Origin of the sequence: Dietzia aurantiaca, assembly GCF_021033825.1 — a bacterium.
Lineage (GTDB): Bacteria > Actinomycetota > Actinomycetes > Mycobacteriales > Mycobacteriaceae > Dietzia > Dietzia aurantiaca.
On the sequence record NZ_JAIFXZ010000016.1, the window covers coordinates 12824 to 29456 of the forward strand.

Consider the following 16633-nt stretch of genomic DNA (forward strand, 5'->3'; position numbering starts at 1 on the left):
TCAGCAGAGCAGCGCTCGCAGCTGCTCCCACATGTCCTCCTGGGCCTGCCGCGCCACGGTCAACGCCGAGATGGTGGCGAAGCCGTGGAAGGTGCTCGGGTAGCTGCGGTACCAGCACTGGACGCCGGCCCGCTCGAGCGCGCGTGCGTACACGTCGGCGTCATCGTGCAACGGGTCGCAATCCGCACTGACCATCACCACCGGCGCCACGCCCGCGAGGTCGGCGGACACCGGTGAGAAATACGGACTCGGCTCACCGGACGAGCCTTCCGGCAGGTACTGGTCCCAGTACCAGTCGGTGGCCGCGGCGGTGTTCGCGTACCCCTCGCCGAACCGGTGATACGAGTCGCCGTGGTGCCCGGGCACCGTCATCGGATACATCAGCAACTGGGCGCGCACAGCCGCTCCGCCGGTGTCTCGCGCCAGCAGCGACGCACACGCCGCGAGGTTGCCGCCTGCGCTGTCCCCCGCCAGCACCAGCCTCGACGGGTCGACCCCGAACTCATCGGCCCGGTCGGTCACCCACCGCGCCACGGTGTGGACGTCGTGGAGCGCAGCCGGATAGCGGTGTTCCGGTGAAAGCCGGTAGTGCACCGCCACCACCACAGCGCCGAGCCCTCGACACATGCGTCGGCAGAAGTCGTCGTGGCTCTCGAGATCGCCAAAGACGAACCCGCCGCCGTGGGCGAACACCACGACCGGGACCGGCTCCCTGGGGCCGGGAACAGAGCCGACGGGTCGGTATACGCGCACCGGAATCTCGTGGTCGCCCTCGCCGTACTCGGTGGCGGGGACGGCCGTGTTCTCCACCCCACCCACCTCGACGGGCTCAGCCGGGCGCTTCTGCCGCGCCTTGAACGCGGCGCGCACCTCGGCCGCAACCATAGACTCCACCTGCGGATATCCCTTTTCGACCAGCTCAAGTAGTGCGGCCACCTCGGGGTCGGTGATCATGGGTTCGTTCCTCTCATCAGTCGGCACGGTGAGGTCGGCGGGGTGCAGCGTCTACGCCGTCGTGAGACCGGCGTCCACGGCGATCTGCTGCCCGGTGATGAATCGCGATTCGGGCCCGGACAGGAACAGCACCACTTCGCTCACGTCCTCGGGCTCAACCCACGGCACCGGCAGCAGGTTGCGGGCGGCGAGCGCCTCGGCGGCGTCCTCGCGGGTCGGGTTCTCGAGGTCCGGCCGGAGGCGCCGATAGATCTGCTCGTTGAGGATCATCGGCGTGGCCACCGACCCCGGGTGCACCGTGTTGACGCGGATCGACCGCGGCGCCAGTTCCATCGCCAGCGTTCGGGCCAAGCCCACCAGCGCATGTTTGGCCGCGACGTACTGCCCGGCTCCGCGGATGCCCTTGAGCCCCGCGGTCGAGCTCACCAGCACGAGAGACGCGCCGTCGGCGAGGTGCGGTTCGGTGGCGCGAATCGAGTTCCAAGCGCCGGTGAGGTTGACGTCCAACGAGCGGTTCCACACGTCGTCGTCGATCTCCCAGGCCGGCCCGGGGACGTCGTACACACCGGCGTTGGCGACGACCGCGTCCACACGGGGCGCCCGTCCCGGGCCGCCGCCGAGCTCCGCCAGCCCGTCTGTGACGGCAGCGCCCAGCTCGCTGATGTCGCGGATGTCGGCGGTCCGCCACGCCGCGCGCCCGCCGTCCGCGACGATCCCCTCGACGATCTCGGCGAGCCGCGCGGTGGTGGCCGAGGACTCCAGGTCCAACGCCAGGATCCCGGCGCCCTCCCCGGCGAGCCGCCGGCAATGGGCCTCACCCATGCCTCCGGCAGCCCCGGTGACGACGACGACGAGGCCCTCCATCCGCCCCTGTGTACTCATCGCAGCGCGAACCCTTCATAGCCGGCATCGGTGAGTTCCTGCACGACCTTGCGGTAGTTGCCGAATCCGCCCGGGTACAGCATGAACACTCTCGGTTTCCCGGGGATGTTGGCGCCGAGATACCAGGAGTCGGCGCGGGGGAAGAGAGTCTGGTCGGCCAGGCGGGCGCATTCCGCCATCCAGTCGTCCTGCGCGTTCTCGTCGGGTTCGATCGAGCGCCTGCCGTCCGACCTCAACTGCCCGATGGTGTCGGCGATCCAGTCCACATGATGCTCGGAGGCGAGCACCATGTTGGCCAGCACACCCGGGCTGCCGGGTCCGTTGACCAGGAACAGGTTCGGGAAGCCTGCCACCATGAGCCCGAGGTAGCTGCGCACGCCGTCCGACCACGCGGCGGAGAGGCTGCGATGGTCGCGACCGCGGGTGTCGATCGCGTCCATCGCGCCGGTCACCGCGTCGAAGCCGGTGGCGAAGATCAAGACGTCGAGTTCATGTAGCCGCGCCGCCTCGTCGCCTCCCCCGACCGTCACCGGCCCGTCGGCGGTGATCCGATCGATCGGCGTGCGGCGCAGGTTGACCAGCTCCACGTGGTCGAGGTTGTAGGTCTGGAAGTAGCCCGAGTCGGTGACGATCCGCTTGGTGCCGATCGGGTGGTCCGTGGGGATGAGGTGGTCGGCCACCGACTGGTCAGCAATCACCGAGCGGATCTTGCGCTCGGCGAACTCCCTGGCCAGCTGGTTGGCGTGCTCGTCGCGCATCTGGTCGGGGAACGCCTTGGAGAACAAGACGCCACCGAGGTTCCAAGAGTGCTCATACACTCGCTCGCGCTCTGCGGCGTCCACCTCGAGGGTGTTCTTCTCGTGCGGGATGAACGGGGAGCCACCACCGGAGAGCCGCGACTTTCGCCGACGCTCGCCATACGTGGCCTTCTGCTCGCGGCGCTCGACGTCGTCGATCGGCCGGTTGGCGGCGGGGATCGAATAGTTGGGAGTGCGCTGGAAAACCGTCACCGACGCGGCCTCGCGCGCGACCTCCGGTACCAGCTGGATTCCCGACGAGCCGGTTCCGATCACGCCTACGCGGAGGCCGGTGAAGTCGACGGTCTCATGCGGCCACTGCGCGGTGTGCAGGACTCGTCCGGTGAAGTCGCCCAGGCCAGGTATTTCGGGGAAGTTGGCCACGGAGAGCGAGCCGGTCGCGAACACGCAGTGGCGGCAGGTGAGCCTGCGACCCCTGGCAGCGCCGTCGGTCCTGGCGGCCTCGATCGTGACGTTCCACAGGTCGGTCGCCTCGTCGAAGTGCGCCGCGGTGACGCGGGTGCCGAACTCAATGCTCCGGCGTAGGTCGAAGCGGTCAGCCACATGATTGAGGTATTCCAGGATCTCTGGCTGCGTGGCGTATCGCTCGGACCAGTCCCACTCCTGCTGTAGCTCGTCGGCGAACGAGTACGAGTAGTCCACGCTCTCCACGTCGCACCGCGCGCCCGGGTAGCGGTTGTGATACCACGTCCCGCCCACACCGTCGGCGGCCTCGAACGCCTGCACCGTCAGACCGTCGGTGCGGAACCGGTGGACGGCATACAGGCCGCCGATGCCGGCGCCGATCACCACCACGTCTATGTCGGCAGCGCTACCCGCCTGCTCGTCGTCCGCGATGTCAGCCCCCGTGCCAACTGAAATGTCGGCCCTGACGCCCGCACCTGACGTGCGCTCAGGTTCGTTTTCCATCTGTGACTCCCTTTCCACTGGTCGCGCCTACCCCGTCGGGATCACCGCTGACGCGCTGTGATCCACAGCATATGCCTAGTCGGCATATTTGCAAGCTCGCTTGCGCCTAATCGATATGCCGAGTAGGAATATGGCGTGAGTCACAGACGCCGGCCGGCAGATCCGGCCACGGAGAATCGGGAGCCAGCATCCATGAGTTCCACCGACCGGTCCACGATCACGGACAAGGGCCATCGCACGGACGCCGATCGCGCAGGTCGACTGAACGGGAAGGTCGTTCTGGTCACCGGCGCGGCGCGGGGCATCGGCCGCGCCCAAGCCATCCGGTGTGCCCGCGAAGGTGCCGACGTGATCGCTATCGACCTGTGCGGACCCGTCGACTCGACGGTGACGCCCGCGGCCAGCCCGGCCGATCTCGACGAGACAGCGGCACAGGTCGAGGCCCTGGGCCGGACAGCCAGCACGCACATCGCGGACGTCCGGAATGTAGAGGCCCTCCGTGCTGCCGCCGACGAGGGCGCGCGGCAACTGGGCGGGATCGACGCAGTCTGCGCGACTGCCGGGATCACCTCGTCAGGTCCGGCGCTGGAGCTCCCGGAAAGCGCCTGGCAGGACATGCTCGACATCAACCTCACCGGGGTCTGGAACACCATCAGGGCGGCCGCCCCGTACCTCATCGAGCGGGGCGGAGGCTCGATTGTTCTGGTGAGCTCGATCGCCGGCCTGAAGGGCCTGCGCAGCGTCGCGCACTACTCGGCCGCCAAACACGGGGTAGTGGGGCTCATGCGCACCCTTGCGCAGGAGCTGGCCCCGCACTCGATTCGCGTCAACACGGTCCACCCCACCAACGTGAACACGCCGATGATCCAGAACGAGCACGTCCGCAAAACCTTCGTGCCGCACGCGGAGACACCTACACACGAGCAATTCGCCGACGCGGCGAGAAACATGAACCTGCTGGACATCCCGTGGGTCGAGCCAGAAGACGTCGCCAATGCGACCCTGTTCCTCCTCTCGGACGAGGCCCGATACGTCACCTCGGTGGCACTGCCAGTCGATGCGGGCAGCCTCGAACGATGACAGCACCAGCGAAGCGTTGGTCGAATGCCCTCCAAACACGGCCCACGACGACGAGTCCCGGCCATACCGATTGCTAGAGTTGGCCGTGCCCGAAAATAGCGATTCATCTGCAGAGATCGAGCTCCCAGCGCTGCCCGCCACCGCGTGGGCAGTGCTGGGAACGCTGACCTTCGGCGAGGAACTCTCGGGATACGACATCAAGACGTGGGCCGACTGGTCGCTCAACTATTTCTACTGGAGCCCCTCGTTCAGCCAGGTGTACTCCGAGCTCAAGCGGCTCGAGAAGCACGGCTACGTCCGGTCCCGCAGCACCCCTGGCGACACTCGTCGGCGGCGCGCGTACTCGATCACCCCGGAGGGCCTGTCGGCGCTCCGTGAGTGGACCCGGACCGCCGAAGTCGACCGACCGACACTCAAACACTCAACGCTTCTACACCTGTGGCTGGGGCACCTCAACGAGCCTGAGAATCTCAAAGCCCGGGTCAGGAAGCACATCGAGCAGATGGTCGAACTCCGTGACGGAGCCGCGACCCGCGCCGCAAACTCGAGCGACGAACCCTCGTGGGCGTTCGCGAACATGGTCATGCACTGGTCACGCCGACACTACGAGGCAGAGATCACGATGGCCGAGGAGCTACTCGAGTTGATCGACAGCACGGCCGAGCGCTACGAACACGCCGCCAAGCAACTCGGCACGGGACTGCCGGTCCCCATCGACCCCGGCCGCTGGAAGGATCGCACGAACCGGAGCTAGAACCACGTCCCGGGGCCGGTCGCCGTGAGCAGGCCGGACAGATCCGCCGAGACCGGGATGACCGACTCTCCCGCCAACTCGCCGTATCGGCCCCCGTGGAACAGCAACGGTCGGCGCTCACTCTCCGCCGGCCCGGCCTCGACCACCCGGCCGATCAGAAGGGCATGATCGCCCGCCTCCACCTGACGCTCGAGTATGCATGCGAACCATGCCGGGGCATCGGTGAGCACCTGATGCCCACTGCTCGTCGTCGTCATCGGGATGTGCTCGAACTTGTCCTCGGCTTTGCTACCGGCCATCGCCGACACCGCCTCGTCCCCCTCGCCCAACACGCTCACCGCGAACCGACTGTCCGCCACCAGATGCTGCAGAGTGCGGGAGGTCTTCATCACCGAGATGAGCACCAGCGGCGGCTCCAGCGAGACCCCCATGAATGACTGGCAAGCCATCCCCACCGTCGCGCCAGCGGCGTCGCGGCCGGTCACCACGCACACGCCGGTGCCGAAACGGCCCAGCACATCCCGCAGCGCCCGGGTGTCGGAGAGATCAATCGTCGTGTCCATGCCCCAAGGAGTACCGGCGTAAGAACACCAGAGCCGGTCCCGATTTCCGGTCACCGGAAATCCATAGTGATCCACGACACATCCTCGGTAACAGTGGTGCCATCACCCCAAGGCGGTCCGCCGCCACTGCACCGAAAGGCCCCCCGATGACCGGAACACTCCTCACCGCCGACTCGGTCCTCCCAGCGGTCACCGCCGACCGCGACGCCCTCTTCGCCGAAGGTCTCGAGGCCGACGAGCTCGGCAAACTGCCCGACGCCACCGTCGCCCGCATGAAGGACGCCGGGGTAATCCGCATGCTCCAGCCCCTCGAGTACGGCGGGATGGAGGCGACGCCGCGGCAGTTCGCCGAGACCGTCATGGGCATCGCCGCGATCAATCCGAGCGCCGGATGGGTCGCCGGCATCGTGGGCGTGCACCCCTGGCAACTCGCAATGGCCGACAAGAGCGTCCAGGACGACGTCTGGGGCACCGACCCCGACACCTGGATGGCCTCGCCGTACATGCCCAACGGCATCGCCATCCGCGTGGAGGGCGGCTACCGCATGTCCGGTCGCTGGAGCTTCTCGTCCGGCACCGACCACTGCACGTGGGCGTTCCTGGGCGCCATGGCCCACGACGCCGACGGCAACATGGAACTGCCCCCCCGCATGCTGCACGTCGTGATCCCCCGCACCGACTACGAGATCATCGCCGACTCCTGGGACGTCGTGGGCCTCAGAGGCACCGGCTCCAAAGACCTCGTGGTGCAGGATGCCTTCATCCCCGACGAGCGCGTCATGGAGTACGACCACCTCATCGACGGCTCCCAGGTGGCGGGCGCGGGGCTCGAGCAGACGCTGTACCGCATACCGTGGTCCTGCGCGTTCCCCCTCGGCATCACCGCCGCCACCGTCGGCATCAGCGAGGGACTGCTCGCGTGCGCCCGCGAATACCTCGAGGAGCGCGTGGGCGCCCAGGGCACCGCCATCAAGGACGACCCCTACGTCCTCTACCAGCTCGGGGAATCCGAGGCGAAGATCTACCAGGCCCGTCATTCGCTCATCGCCAACGCCGAAGAAATCTGGGACATAGTGGCCCGAGGCGACGAAGTGAGCTTCGCCAGGCGCGCGCAGGGCCGTCGTACGCAGGCCGAGGCCGCATGGACCGCCGTGCGCGCCGTCGACAACATCTACGCCCGGTGTGGCGGCACTGCCCTGCGCATGGACAAGCCGATGCAGCGCTTCTGGCGAGACGCCCACGCCGGCCTCCACCACGCCATCCACGTGCCCAGCACCGTGTTCCACGCATCCGCGCTCTCGAGCCTCGGCGTGGATCCCGAGGGCCCGCTGCGGGCCATGATCTGACGGCTCCGCCGATCCGTCACCACGCCCGCTCCTGTTCCCGCATTTCCCGAAAGGACCCTCTCATGGGAGAAATCCGCGCACTCGGCTACCTCGCCATCGACACCACCGACCTCGACCGCTGGCGCACCCTCGCGTTCGACGTCCTCGACTTGGGCGAGGGCGCCGACTCCGACGAGAACACCCTCTATCTCCGCACCGACGAGCGCGCCCACCGCCTGGTCGTCCGCCGCGGGGAGTCCGACAAGCTCACCGCGATGGGCTGGGAGGTCCGTGATGAACTCGCCCTCGACCGCGTCCGCGCCGCCCTGACCGAGCACGGCGTCGCCTACCGCGACCTGTCCCACGACGAGGCCCGCGCCCGCAACGTCGACGAACTGATCGCCCTCGACGACCCCACCGGGCAGCCGCTCGAGATCTTCCACGGCGCAGGCCTCGACCACTCGGCGGTGTCTACGAAGTTCCGTACGGAGTTCATCACCGACGAGCTGGGGCTCGGCCACATCGTGGTGCCGTCCACCGACCACGAGGCGACCATCGCCTTCTACCGCGACGTCCTGGGCTTCCACACCCGCGGCGCCTTCCCGTTCCCGCCCATGCCCGGTATGCCGCCGCTGCGCATCCAGTTCATGGGCGTCAACCCGCGCCACCACAGCTTCGCGGTGATGCCCGCCCCGCAGATGGGCCCCGGGATCGTGCACATCATGCTCGAGGTGGCCGAGATGGACCAGGTCGCCCAGGCCATGGAGCGCACGCTCGAGCACGGGTTCACGATCTCATCGACCCTCGGCAGGCACACCAACGACAAGATGGTGTCCTACTACCTGCGCGCCCCCGGGGGCTGGGACATCGAGTTCGGCTATGACGGACTCATGGTGGATGAGAACAGCTACCTTCCGCAGCTCATCTCCGCCGACAGTTACTGGGGCCACGACTGGTCCGGCAGTGAGCCGCTCGCCTGCACCATTCCGCTCGACGACTCCGCCGCCGAGACGGTGGCTGACGACCTCGCCGAGCCCGTGGTCGAGAACGCCTGACCCGGCCCCGGGCGACTGCTCGGCCCGGCCCCCTCACCAGCCGCGTCACTCCAGAGCGCTGATGCTGACGAGCTCCCACTGCTTGACCGGGCCGGCCGAGCGGGCCTGGCACATGGTGAAGATCGGCTCGGAGAAGGTCTCCCGCAGTCGCACCCCGATCGGTCCTCGCGGGCCCTGGAGGGTGACGACGACGTGGCCGCCGTCGTCCGCGTCGGTCACGTCCAGCGGGGCCAAGGCGTCGATGCGCTCGTCTCCGAACGCCGCTCGGGCGTGGTGCTGCGCGACCTGCGCCGCCGCCGGGTAGCTGCTGCGACCCCGGAGGTGGCGCGGGTCGACCCGGCCCTCGGTGTACCGGGTGATGATGTCGGCAGGATCCGCCGCCATATCGACGCGGCCGTAGAAAAGGCCGTGCGGCAGCACGATCATCGTCGCCGCGAACCGGTCTCCGCCCAGGTGCGAACACTCCCACGTCGCCTCCGGGTACCGCTCGGCGATCAGCGTCGTGGCGCGTCGGCCACGGACGGCGCAGCACTGATCGTGCTTGCCGTGCGCGCAGATCGCGACCAGGGGCTCGTCGGACGGAGTGCCCGCGGAGCCGTCGAGGGGAATCTCCGCATAACCGTCGGGGCCGTCCGCCTCGCCCCACAGCAGGGACTCCTGTCCGGGCCGGGCATCGGCCAGTGCCCACCGCCAACGCCGCGGTCCGGTTCGCTTACCCGGGCGACGGATCGCGGCCACCCGGATGTCCTCCGACTGGGCACGCCGAGCGATGCGGCGGCCCAGTTCGGGCGAGAGAAGCCCGGGCGATTCCAGCAACGCCGAATGCCCCCACGGGCCGGCGAGCTCGAGCATGAGCCACCGCATCCCCCGAGACCCCGACCCCTCGAGTGGATCGCCGCGGCGCAGCGCGGAATCACTGCACGGCTCCCAGTCCGCAGGCCTGCTCACAGTGCCACCAGTACTGCCTCCCGCAGCAGGCGGCGGAGCACCACGAGGCCGTCGTCCACATCCAGACCCGGTAGCGAGCCGGCGCTGACGGGACCGCCGTCGAGCACCGCGCGCAGAGCGGGGGCGCACTCCGTCGGAAAGGTGATCGACTTGGTGGGCAGCCGCAGGACCACCGTGGCCGAGTCGGCGGCGACGTGATAGCCGGCCGCGACGTCAGAGCCGGCGGGAGCGGGGTCGATCGAGCCGTGGAGGCCGTCGCGCCACCGAAGAACGGTGTGGGCATCGAGCGCGGCAAGTGCGTCGAGGGTGGCCAGCGGGCGGACCGCGGCGGGTCGCGTCAGGTCGAGGTACCGCGTGGCGAGCGCGTCGCCGGCGAGCGCTCCGAGTTCTTCCTGCTTCTCGGCGATCAACCCGGCCAGCACATCGAGGACCCGGCGGGTGTGCTCCTCGGTCCGAGCCGCCTCGACCGGGGCCAGTCCGAGCGGCAGCGACGCGCGCAACTCTTCCTCCGAGGCCAGTGCCTCGATCACCGCCGTGGCGACGTCGTGTCCGGTGAAGGGGGACACGCCCACGGTGAGGTGAATAGAGGTGTCACCCTGCGCCTCGGCCGAGTGGACCCAGCCGCGCGGCAGGTAGAGACAGTCCCCCGGATCGAGCACCGCGTCGATGACCGGGGCCTGCACCGCGCGAGCGGCGATCGCCTCTCGGTGATCGGTCCACGGCTGGTCGGGAAGCGGGTGGCGATGGACGGGCTCGTGCACCCGCCAGCGTTTGGTGCCGGAGATCTGGAGGACAAACACGTCGTGCACGTCGTAATGCGGATCGAATCCCCGGTTGGCTGGCGGGGTGATGTACGCGTTGGTCTGCACCGGGTGGCCGACGTCCGAGGTCATGCCGCGGACGAAGTCGATGATCGGCGGCCAGAACCGGTGCAGACCCTGCAACACGATCGTCGCCCCGGCGGCGAACTCCGTGAGTACGCCGTCGGGGTCGACCTGGTCGGGCATCAGTGCGCCGAACCCGCCGGTACGGGTGAAGCAGGCCCGGTCGACGAGCGTGCCCTCCCGCGCCATCCGGATGAACGGCGTGCGCAACCCACGTTCGGCGATGATCTCGTCGACCATCGTCGGCGTGAGCAGGTCGGAGAAGTCGCGCGGCAGACGGGCCGCAGGACTCAGCAGGGGCTGCTGACCCCAGTAGTCCGCCGCGAACTCATCCCGGCCGCGTGCGACGCACCGCTCGAGCACCTTCGCTCAGGCCGCGCCGTCAGCGCCGCCGTCGTGCCCGTCCGGGTTGGAGCCGCCGTCGGCAGTGCCCTCGCCGGCTGAGCCGTCAGCGCCACCGTCGTGGCCGCCGGGGTTCGAGCCGCCATCGGCAGTGCCCTCGCCCGCTGACGCGGAACCGTCAGCGCCGCCGTCATGCCCGCCCGGGTTGGAGCCGCCGTCCGCGGTGCCCTCTCCCTGCGCGCCGGAGGTGGTGATGTCGTCGTCGTTGATAGCCATCTGCATTCCTCTCTTCGGTGCAGGCCCAGACCCGTACGGGGTCGAGCTGCGCGATGTCGTGCGATGTGGCCACCTGTCGAGGCTGTAAGCCCGGACACGATGGGACGTGCGGTTCCCACTATGGCACCGGTCCGGCATCGGCACGACCGGTCCGGCCGCGGGCGATAGCCCGCGGTGGACATCTCCTCACAGGCCGAGTAGGGACGAGCCATGGCGAACACATCGGCAGAAGTCACTGATCCCGCCGACGGACACTCGGCGATCGAACACGACGTGGTGATCGTGGGTGCCGGATTCGCCGGCCTCTACGCCGCCAAGCAACTGGGACGCTCCGGCGTGGACGTACTGTTGCTCGACCAGAACAACTACCACCAGTTCCAGCCCCTGCTCTACCAGGCGGCGACCGCGCAGATCGCGATCTCCACCGTGGCGCGCCCGCTGCGCGGCATCCTGCATCGCCAACGGGAACACGTGACCATCCGGACCGCGCGCGTGGCCTCCGTCGACGCCGCCACCAAGACCGTCACCACCGACGACGGGCTGACGTACCGCGGCCGGATCCTCGTGCTGGCCACCGGGTCCGAACCCAACTTCTTCGACACCCCGGGAGCGCGCGAGCTGGCGTACCCGCTGTACTCCGTCGACGACGCCACCAGCCTGTCCTCGGCGATGCTCGGCGCGCTCGAGAGAGCCGCCGCCACCCGCGACGCCGCGGAGCGCCGGGGCACATTCGCGGTGGTTGTGGTGGGGGCGGGCCCCAACGGGGTCGAGACCGCCGGCGCGATCGCGGAGAACATCAAGTTCGTGGTGTCGGAGTACTACTCGGACGAGTTCGCCGCCGCGCAGTGCGAGGTGCACCTGGTCGACATGGTCGACACCGTCCTGCCGCCGTTCTCGAAGCGCTCGCAGAAGTACACCCGCCGCAGCCTCGAAGAGCTCGGCGTCCGGATCCACCTGGGCAGAGCGGTCTCCTCGGTCTCCACCAGCGGCGTGGCGCTCGAGGACGGCACCGAGTTACCTGCCGCCATCGTCATCTGGACGGCCGGGCTCAAGGCCTCCGGTCTGCTCGAGCCCGCCGGTCTGACGACCGGCCGCGGCGGGCGCGTGGACGTCGAACCCGACCTCACCGCCCCCGGCCTGCCGGGCGTGTACGTCCTCGGCGACGCCGCGAACATCACCGATGCGAAGGGCCGCGCACTGCCCCAACTGGGCTCGGTGGCCAAACAGTCCGGCACCTGGGCGGCCGACAACATCTGCGCGGACCTCCAAGGCCGGGCACGGAAGCCGTTCCGTTTCCGCGACATGGGCGTGATGGCCATGGTCGGCCGCGGCCACGCGATCGCGGAGATGGGCCCGCGCCGGTTCCAGATCCAGGGCATGCTCGCCTTCCTGGCCTGGCTCGGAGTGCACCTCGTCCTGCTGTCGGGCTGGTCCCAGCGCGCCGCCGCACTCGTGTCGTGGTTCCGCGACTACCTCACCCGGAGGCGCACGCAGGTCGTGGTGCACCAGCCGGACGAGTACGCGCGCGCCCGCAGGCAGGGCACCACCGAGCCCGCCGCACCCACCACCGGCACCAGAACCGGCACCAGCGGCGAATCCACGACCAGCACCACGATAGGCCCCGGGGCCGCCACCCCGGGCGAGAGGAGTCAGTCATGACGGACATCACGAACGTCACCGTGTTCGGAACCGGCGTACTCGGTTCCCAGATCATCATGCAGGCGGCCTACCACGGGAAAACCGTGACGGGCTACGACATCTCCGACGAGCTCCTGGCCAGGCTTCCGGAGCGGTGGGAATGGATGCGCGACTACTACAGGCGCGACCTGCCGGACTTCGACGAGAAGAGATTCGACGAGGCCATCGCCTCCATCCGCACCACCACCGACATCCCCGAGGCCGTCGCCGACGCCGACCTGGTGATCGAGGCCGTGCCGGAGAATCTCGACCTCAAGAAGGACGTGTGGACGAAGATCGGCCAGAGCGCGCCCGAGAAGACCATCTTCGCCACCAACACCTCCACCCTCCGCCCCAGCGACTTCGCGGCCGAGACCGGACGACCCGAGAAGTTCCTCGCCCTGCATTTCGCCAACCTCGTCTGGCGCTACAACACCGGCGAGGTGATGGTCCCGCAGCAGACCGACCGGAAGTATTTCGAGATCGTGCTCGAGTTCGCCGCCGAGATCGGACTCGTGCCGGTGCCCGTCCTCAAGGAGACGCCCGGATACCTGCTCAACGGCCTGCTCGTCCCCTGGCTGAACGCGGGCGCCGAGCTCTACGTCAACGGCATCGCCAACCCCGCCGACATCGACAACGTCTGGCGCACCGCCACCGGCTCGCCCGCCGGCCCGTTCCAGGTCTACGACACCGTCGGCTTCAACGTCGCCGCCAACATCGCCCGCGCCTCCGGCGACCCGGCGCGGATCAAGTTCGCCGACCTGCTCCAGAAGGGCATCGACGCCGGTAAGGCCGGCCTCGGCGACGGCGAGGGCTTCTACACCTACGACTCCGACGGCAACGTGCAGGAGCCGGTCATCAGCTGGAACCACACCTGAGCCGAGGCGGGTCGCGACGCGGGAGAGCTTGGCCACATTTCCTTGCACGGCCGTGCAATCGTGCAGTGTTCCTGCAAAACTCCACGGGTCAGCACGTCCCCCGACCCGAGGATCCTGCAGCATGGCGACATTTCTCTACCGCATCGGACGATCGGCCTATCTGCACAGGTGGAGGTTCATCGCCGCGTGGCTGCTGCTGATCATCGGCATGGGCACCGCTGCGGCCACCCTGTCGCAGCAGACGAGCACCACCTTCTCCATCCCCGGACTCGAATCCATCGAGACCCAGGAGGCCATGCAGGAGCGGTTCGCCGGCTCGGAGGATCAACTGCAGGCGCCCACGGGCACCGTCGTGATCCAGGCCCCCGAGGGCACGACGCTCACCGACCCCGGGGTGAGCGAGGACGTCGACGCCTTCCTCGCCGACGTCCGTGAACTCGACTACCTCACCGCGACGGACGCGATCGTCAACCCCGTCCTGGCGGCCGAGGGCATGACCCACCAGATGACGGAGGCCAAGGCCGCGCAGGGGCTCCCGCCCGAGCAGATCGACGCCGACATCGCGGCCCTGAGCCCGTTGAGCGAGGACGAGACGACCGGCACCGTCCAGGTCGAGTTCGCAGCCGAGAGCACGATGGAGGTCGAGGCCGCCGACCAGGAGGCCTTCGCCGATCTCGTCGCCGAGTACCAGGACTCGCTGACCATCGCCTACTCGGGAAACGCGTTCCAGATGAATGAGATCAGCGCGACCGGCGAGATCATCGGCATCGCCGTCGCCGCGGTCATCCTCACCCTGACCTTCGGCTCGCTGATCGCCGCCGGCATGCCGCTGCTCACCGGTGTCACCGGCGTGGGGATCGGCATCGCGGGCATCTTCGCGGCCACCCGGTTCACGGACACCATCAACACCATGACGCCGACGCTGGCGTCCATGATCGGTCTCGCGGTGGGCATCGACTACGCCCTGTTCATCGTCTCGCGCTACCGCACGGAACTCGTCAAGTACATCGGTGGCAACGACCTCGAGCCGCGGGAGCTGGCCGCCAAACTCAAGGAGATCGACTTCCGCCAGCGGGCCCACCTGGCCGGACTCGCCGTGGGTAAGGCCGGTTCCGCGGTGGTCTTCGCCGGGCTGACCGTCCTCATCGCGCTGGCCGCGCTGTCGATCATCAACATCCCGTTCCTCACCGCGATGGCGCTCTCCGCCGCCGCCACCGTCGCGATCGCGGTTCTCGTCGCGATCACGCTGCTCCCGGCCATCCTCGGCGCCGTCGGCACCAAGGTGTTCGGCGCCCGCATCCGGGGCGTCAAGGCCCCGGACCCGGAGGACGAGAAGCCGACGATGGGCCTCAAGTGGGTCCGCCGGGTGCGCGCGCACCCGATCCTCTTCGGCGCGGCGAGCATCCTCCTGCTGATCCTGCTGGCGCTGCCCGCCGTGAACCTGCGACTGGCCATGCCCTCGGACGGCACCATGGCCCCCGACACCCCCAACCGGATCGCCTACGACATCACCGCGGAGAAGTTCGGCCCCGGGCGCAACGCCCCGATGATCGCCTTCGTCGACACCCTCGCGGTCCCCGAGGAGGAGCGGCCCGCGGCGTGGGCCACCGCCGCGACGGACATCCAGTCGATCGACGGCGTACGGAACGCCCAGATCATCGAGCCGAACGAGGCCGGCGACGCGGCACAGGTGCTCATCACCCCCGAGTACGGTGCCACCGACGAACGCGCCGCGGACGTGTTGGAGAGCATCCGCGGCGGAGTCGGTGACTTCGAGGCGCAGACCGGTGGCACCTACTCGGTCACCGGCGTCACCCCGATCTACGAGGACATCTCCGAACGACTCTCCGAGGTCCTGCTCCCCTACGTCGGCATCGTGCTCGCACTCGCGTTCCTGCTGCTCATGCTCGTCTTCCGGTCCATCTGGGTGCCGTTGATCGCCGCGCTGGGCTTCGCCCTGTCGGTGGCGGCCACCTTCGGGCTCACGGTGGCGATCTGGCAGGAGGGCTGGCTCGGGATCGTCTCCGATCCGCAGCCGGTCATCAGCTTCCTGCCGATCATGCTCATCGGCATCGTGTTCGGACTGGCCATGGACTACCAGGTCTTCCTGGTCACCCGGATGCGCGAGGGCTGGGTCCACGGCAAGACCGCGCACAACGCGGTCTCCAACGGGTTCAAGCACGGCGCCCGCGTGGTCACCGCCGCCGCACTGATCATGATGAGCGTCTTCGCCGCCTTCATGACGATCGACGAGCAGTTCATCAAGGTGATGGGCTTCGCCCTGGCGGTCGCGGTGTTCTTCGACGCCTTCATCGTCCGCATGACCATCATCCCGGCCGTGATGTTCCTGCTCGGCGAGAACGCCTGGAAGATCCCGCGCTGGCTCGATCGGATCCTGCCTTCCGTCGACGTCGAGGGCTCGGCCCTGGAAGAGAAGGACGACGACGACACCGTGACCCGCGGACCGCACGAGTCCCGGGACGCCGTCGCCGCCGGTCGACACTCGTCCATGACGGTGGCCGACCAGTCCCCCGCCGCCGGGAAGCACGAGGACCGTGGCGAGACCTCCGACGGGGGTGCCGGGAGCCGGCAGCGTGACTAGTCTGCGCGAGCGCAAGAAGGCCGACACCCGGACACGGCTCTCGGTGGCGGCGGTGGAACTCCTCGTCAGCCACGGCGTGGAAGGGGCCACCGTCGTCGCCATCGCCGAGCGGGCCGGCGTCTCCACGCGGACGTTCCACAACTACTTCGCCCGCCGCGAGGACGCGTTCCTGCACTTCGTCCGCGAACAGGTCGCGCGGTGGGCGAAGCAGGTGGAGAACGCGCCCTCCGACATGTCTGCGTTGCGCATCCTCCACGGCATCCTCAAGGAGGCCTACACCCGGCCCGAGGACGACATCGTCGCCCTCGGAAACCTCGCCGTACTCGGTGAGCGGATCGGGTTCGTCCTGGGCCCGGAGAGGCGACCCGACATCGAGGACATCCTCGGCCCCCTGTACGAGTCAGTCCGTCAGCGCATACAGAACGGAACCGAGTTCCGCGCCCGACTCACGGTGGATCTGAGCATGGCCGCGTGCGGCGCCGCGCTGAGGAAGCACGCGACACGGCAGCGCGAGAGCGACTCCTCCCTGGCAGATCTGCTCGACGAGGCCTTCGAGGTGCTCGCCCACGGAGTCGACGGTTAGCTCCGAGGAGGCCCGGGCGTCCGGCAGTGAGACGCCGGGCCCGTGATCACGTAAGAGCCGCCGCCCGGTGTGCGATACCGAGCGGCGGCTCTCGTCGTGCGGC

General features: G+C 68.8%; 15 protein-coding genes. 8 read left to right on the top strand and 7 right to left on the bottom strand.

What is annotated here, in order from left to right; all coding sequences use genetic code 11:
- The 3 genes from K3888_RS14890 to K3888_RS14900 are packed head-to-tail and all read right to left on the bottom strand — an operon-like array spanning nucleotide 1 to nucleotide 3563.
- Nucleotides 1–954: an alpha/beta hydrolase gene (locus K3888_RS14890; RefSeq protein ID WP_230931068.1), complete on the bottom strand. Its 954-nt coding sequence runs from the start codon at nucleotides 952–954 to the stop codon at nucleotides 1–3.
- A gap of 51 nt (nucleotides 955–1005) precedes the next feature.
- Nucleotides 1006–1836 (bottom strand): SDR family oxidoreductase, encoded by an 831-nt coding sequence (locus K3888_RS14895; RefSeq protein WP_230931069.1) that lies wholly within the window; start codon nucleotides 1834–1836, stop codon nucleotides 1006–1008.
- The gene (locus K3888_RS14900; protein ID WP_230931070.1) at nucleotides 1833–3563 is read right to left on the bottom strand and encodes a flavin-containing monooxygenase; all 1731 of its coding nucleotides are present in this window, start codon (nucleotides 3561–3563) and stop codon (nucleotides 1833–1835) included. The genes K3888_RS14895 and K3888_RS14900 overlap by 4 nt, the downstream gene beginning before the upstream one ends.
- A gap of 261 nt (nucleotides 3564–3824) precedes the next feature.
- Here K3888_RS14900 and K3888_RS14905 point away from each other — a divergent pair, with 261 nt between their 5' ends.
- Both K3888_RS14905 and K3888_RS14910 read left to right on the top strand, forming a co-directional pair.
- Entirely contained in the window at nucleotides 3825–4643 is an 819-nt protein-coding gene (locus K3888_RS14905; protein WP_230931136.1) for a mycofactocin-coupled SDR family oxidoreductase, read from the top strand.
- 85 nt (nucleotides 4644–4728) lie between these two features.
- Complete coding sequence (locus K3888_RS14910) at nucleotides 4729–5397, top strand: PadR family transcriptional regulator (protein ID WP_230931071.1); 669 nt, start codon at nucleotides 4729–4731, stop codon at nucleotides 5395–5397.
- Here the strand turns inward: K3888_RS14910 and K3888_RS14915 are convergent.
- On the bottom strand, nucleotides 5394–5960 hold the full coding sequence (locus K3888_RS14915; RefSeq protein WP_230931072.1) for a flavin reductase family protein: 567 nt from the start codon (nucleotides 5958–5960) through the stop codon (nucleotides 5394–5396). The two genes, K3888_RS14910 and K3888_RS14915, sit on opposite strands and share 4 nt — an antisense overlap.
- A 146-nt stretch (nucleotides 5961–6106) precedes the next feature.
- Here K3888_RS14915 and K3888_RS14920 point away from each other — a divergent pair, with 146 nt between their 5' ends.
- Nucleotides 6107–7306, top strand: a complete 1200-nt coding sequence (locus K3888_RS14920; protein ID WP_230931073.1) for an acyl-CoA dehydrogenase family protein — start codon at nucleotides 6107–6109, stop codon at nucleotides 7304–7306.
- Between the two features lie 62 nt (nucleotides 7307–7368).
- The gene (locus K3888_RS14925) at nucleotides 7369–8340 is read left to right on the top strand and encodes a VOC family protein (RefSeq protein WP_230931074.1); all 972 of its coding nucleotides are present in this window, start codon (nucleotides 7369–7371) and stop codon (nucleotides 8338–8340) included.
- A 45-nt stretch (nucleotides 8341–8385) separates the two neighbouring features.
- On the opposite strand, the gene K3888_RS14930 is transcribed toward K3888_RS14925, so the two are convergent.
- The 3 genes from K3888_RS14930 to K3888_RS14940 all read right to left on the bottom strand — a co-directional run bounded on the left by K3888_RS14930 (nucleotide 8386) and on the right by K3888_RS14940 (nucleotide 10790).
- The gene (locus K3888_RS14930; protein WP_230931137.1) at nucleotides 8386–9204 is read right to left on the bottom strand and encodes a sucrase ferredoxin; all 819 of its coding nucleotides are present in this window, start codon (nucleotides 9202–9204) and stop codon (nucleotides 8386–8388) included.
- Between the two features lie 80 nt (nucleotides 9205–9284).
- Nucleotides 9285–10535: a cupin domain-containing protein gene (locus K3888_RS14935; RefSeq protein ID WP_230931075.1), complete on the bottom strand. Its 1251-nt coding sequence runs from the start codon at nucleotides 10533–10535 to the stop codon at nucleotides 9285–9287.
- 6 nt (nucleotides 10536–10541) lie between these two features.
- Nucleotides 10542–10790: a BatC protein gene (locus tag K3888_RS14940; protein WP_230931076.1), complete on the bottom strand. Its 249-nt coding sequence runs from the start codon at nucleotides 10788–10790 to the stop codon at nucleotides 10542–10544.
- A gap of 210 nt (nucleotides 10791–11000) precedes the next feature.
- Between K3888_RS14940 and K3888_RS14945 the strand changes: the two genes are divergently transcribed.
- From K3888_RS14945 to K3888_RS14960, 4 genes are all read left to right on the top strand, one after another.
- Nucleotides 11001–12449, top strand: a complete 1449-nt coding sequence (locus tag K3888_RS14945; RefSeq protein WP_230931077.1) for an NAD(P)/FAD-dependent oxidoreductase — start codon at nucleotides 11001–11003, stop codon at nucleotides 12447–12449.
- Entirely contained in the window at nucleotides 12446–13345 is a 900-nt protein-coding gene (locus K3888_RS14950) for a 3-hydroxyacyl-CoA dehydrogenase (protein WP_230931078.1), read from the top strand. The genes K3888_RS14945 and K3888_RS14950 overlap by 4 nt, the downstream gene beginning before the upstream one ends.
- A gap of 121 nt (nucleotides 13346–13466) precedes the next feature.
- Nucleotides 13467–15947, top strand: a complete 2481-nt coding sequence (locus tag K3888_RS14955) for an MMPL family transporter (protein WP_230931079.1) — start codon at nucleotides 13467–13469, stop codon at nucleotides 15945–15947.
- The gene (locus K3888_RS14960) at nucleotides 15940–16530 is read left to right on the top strand and encodes a TetR/AcrR family transcriptional regulator (protein ID WP_230931080.1); all 591 of its coding nucleotides are present in this window, start codon (nucleotides 15940–15942) and stop codon (nucleotides 16528–16530) included. Before K3888_RS14955 ends, K3888_RS14960 begins: the two co-directional genes overlap by 8 nt.
- Nucleotides 16531–16633 lie beyond the last annotated feature (103 nt).

What these genes read in the sequence shown, in the direction of transcription:
- K3888_RS14920 (WP_230931073.1), top strand. Translation starts at nt 6,107, where the DNA reads ATGACCGGAACACTCCTCACCGCCGACTCGGTCCTCCCAGCGGTCACC.
- K3888_RS14915 (WP_230931072.1), bottom strand. Translation starts at nt 5,960, where the DNA reads ATGGACACGACGATTGATCTCTCCGACACCCGGGCGCTGCGGGATGTG.
- K3888_RS14945 (WP_230931077.1), top strand. Translation starts at nt 11,001, where the DNA reads ATGGCGAACACATCGGCAGAAGTCACTGATCCCGCCGACGGACACTCG.
- K3888_RS14900 (WP_230931070.1), bottom strand. Translation starts at nt 3,563, where the DNA reads ATGGAAAACGAACCTGAGCGCACGTCAGGTGCGGGCGTCAGGGCCGAC.
- K3888_RS14955 (WP_230931079.1), top strand. Translation starts at nt 13,467, where the DNA reads ATGGCGACATTTCTCTACCGCATCGGACGATCGGCCTATCTGCACAGG.
- K3888_RS14925 (WP_230931074.1), top strand. Translation starts at nt 7,369, where the DNA reads ATGGGAGAAATCCGCGCACTCGGCTACCTCGCCATCGACACCACCGAC.
- K3888_RS14950 (WP_230931078.1), top strand. Translation starts at nt 12,446, where the DNA reads ATGACGGACATCACGAACGTCACCGTGTTCGGAACCGGCGTACTCGGT.
- K3888_RS14895 (WP_230931069.1), bottom strand. Translation starts at nt 1,836, where the DNA reads ATGAGTACACAGGGGCGGATGGAGGGCCTCGTCGTCGTCGTCACCGGG.
- K3888_RS14940 (WP_230931076.1), bottom strand. Translation starts at nt 10,790, where the DNA reads ATGGCTATCAACGACGACGACATCACCACCTCCGGCGCGCAGGGAGAG.
- K3888_RS14930 (WP_230931137.1), bottom strand. Translation starts at nt 9,204, where the DNA reads ATGCGGTGGCTCATGCTCGAGCTCGCCGGCCCGTGGGGGCATTCGGCG.
- K3888_RS14890 (WP_230931068.1), bottom strand. Translation starts at nt 954, where the DNA reads ATGATCACCGACCCCGAGGTGGCCGCACTACTTGAGCTGGTCGAAAAG.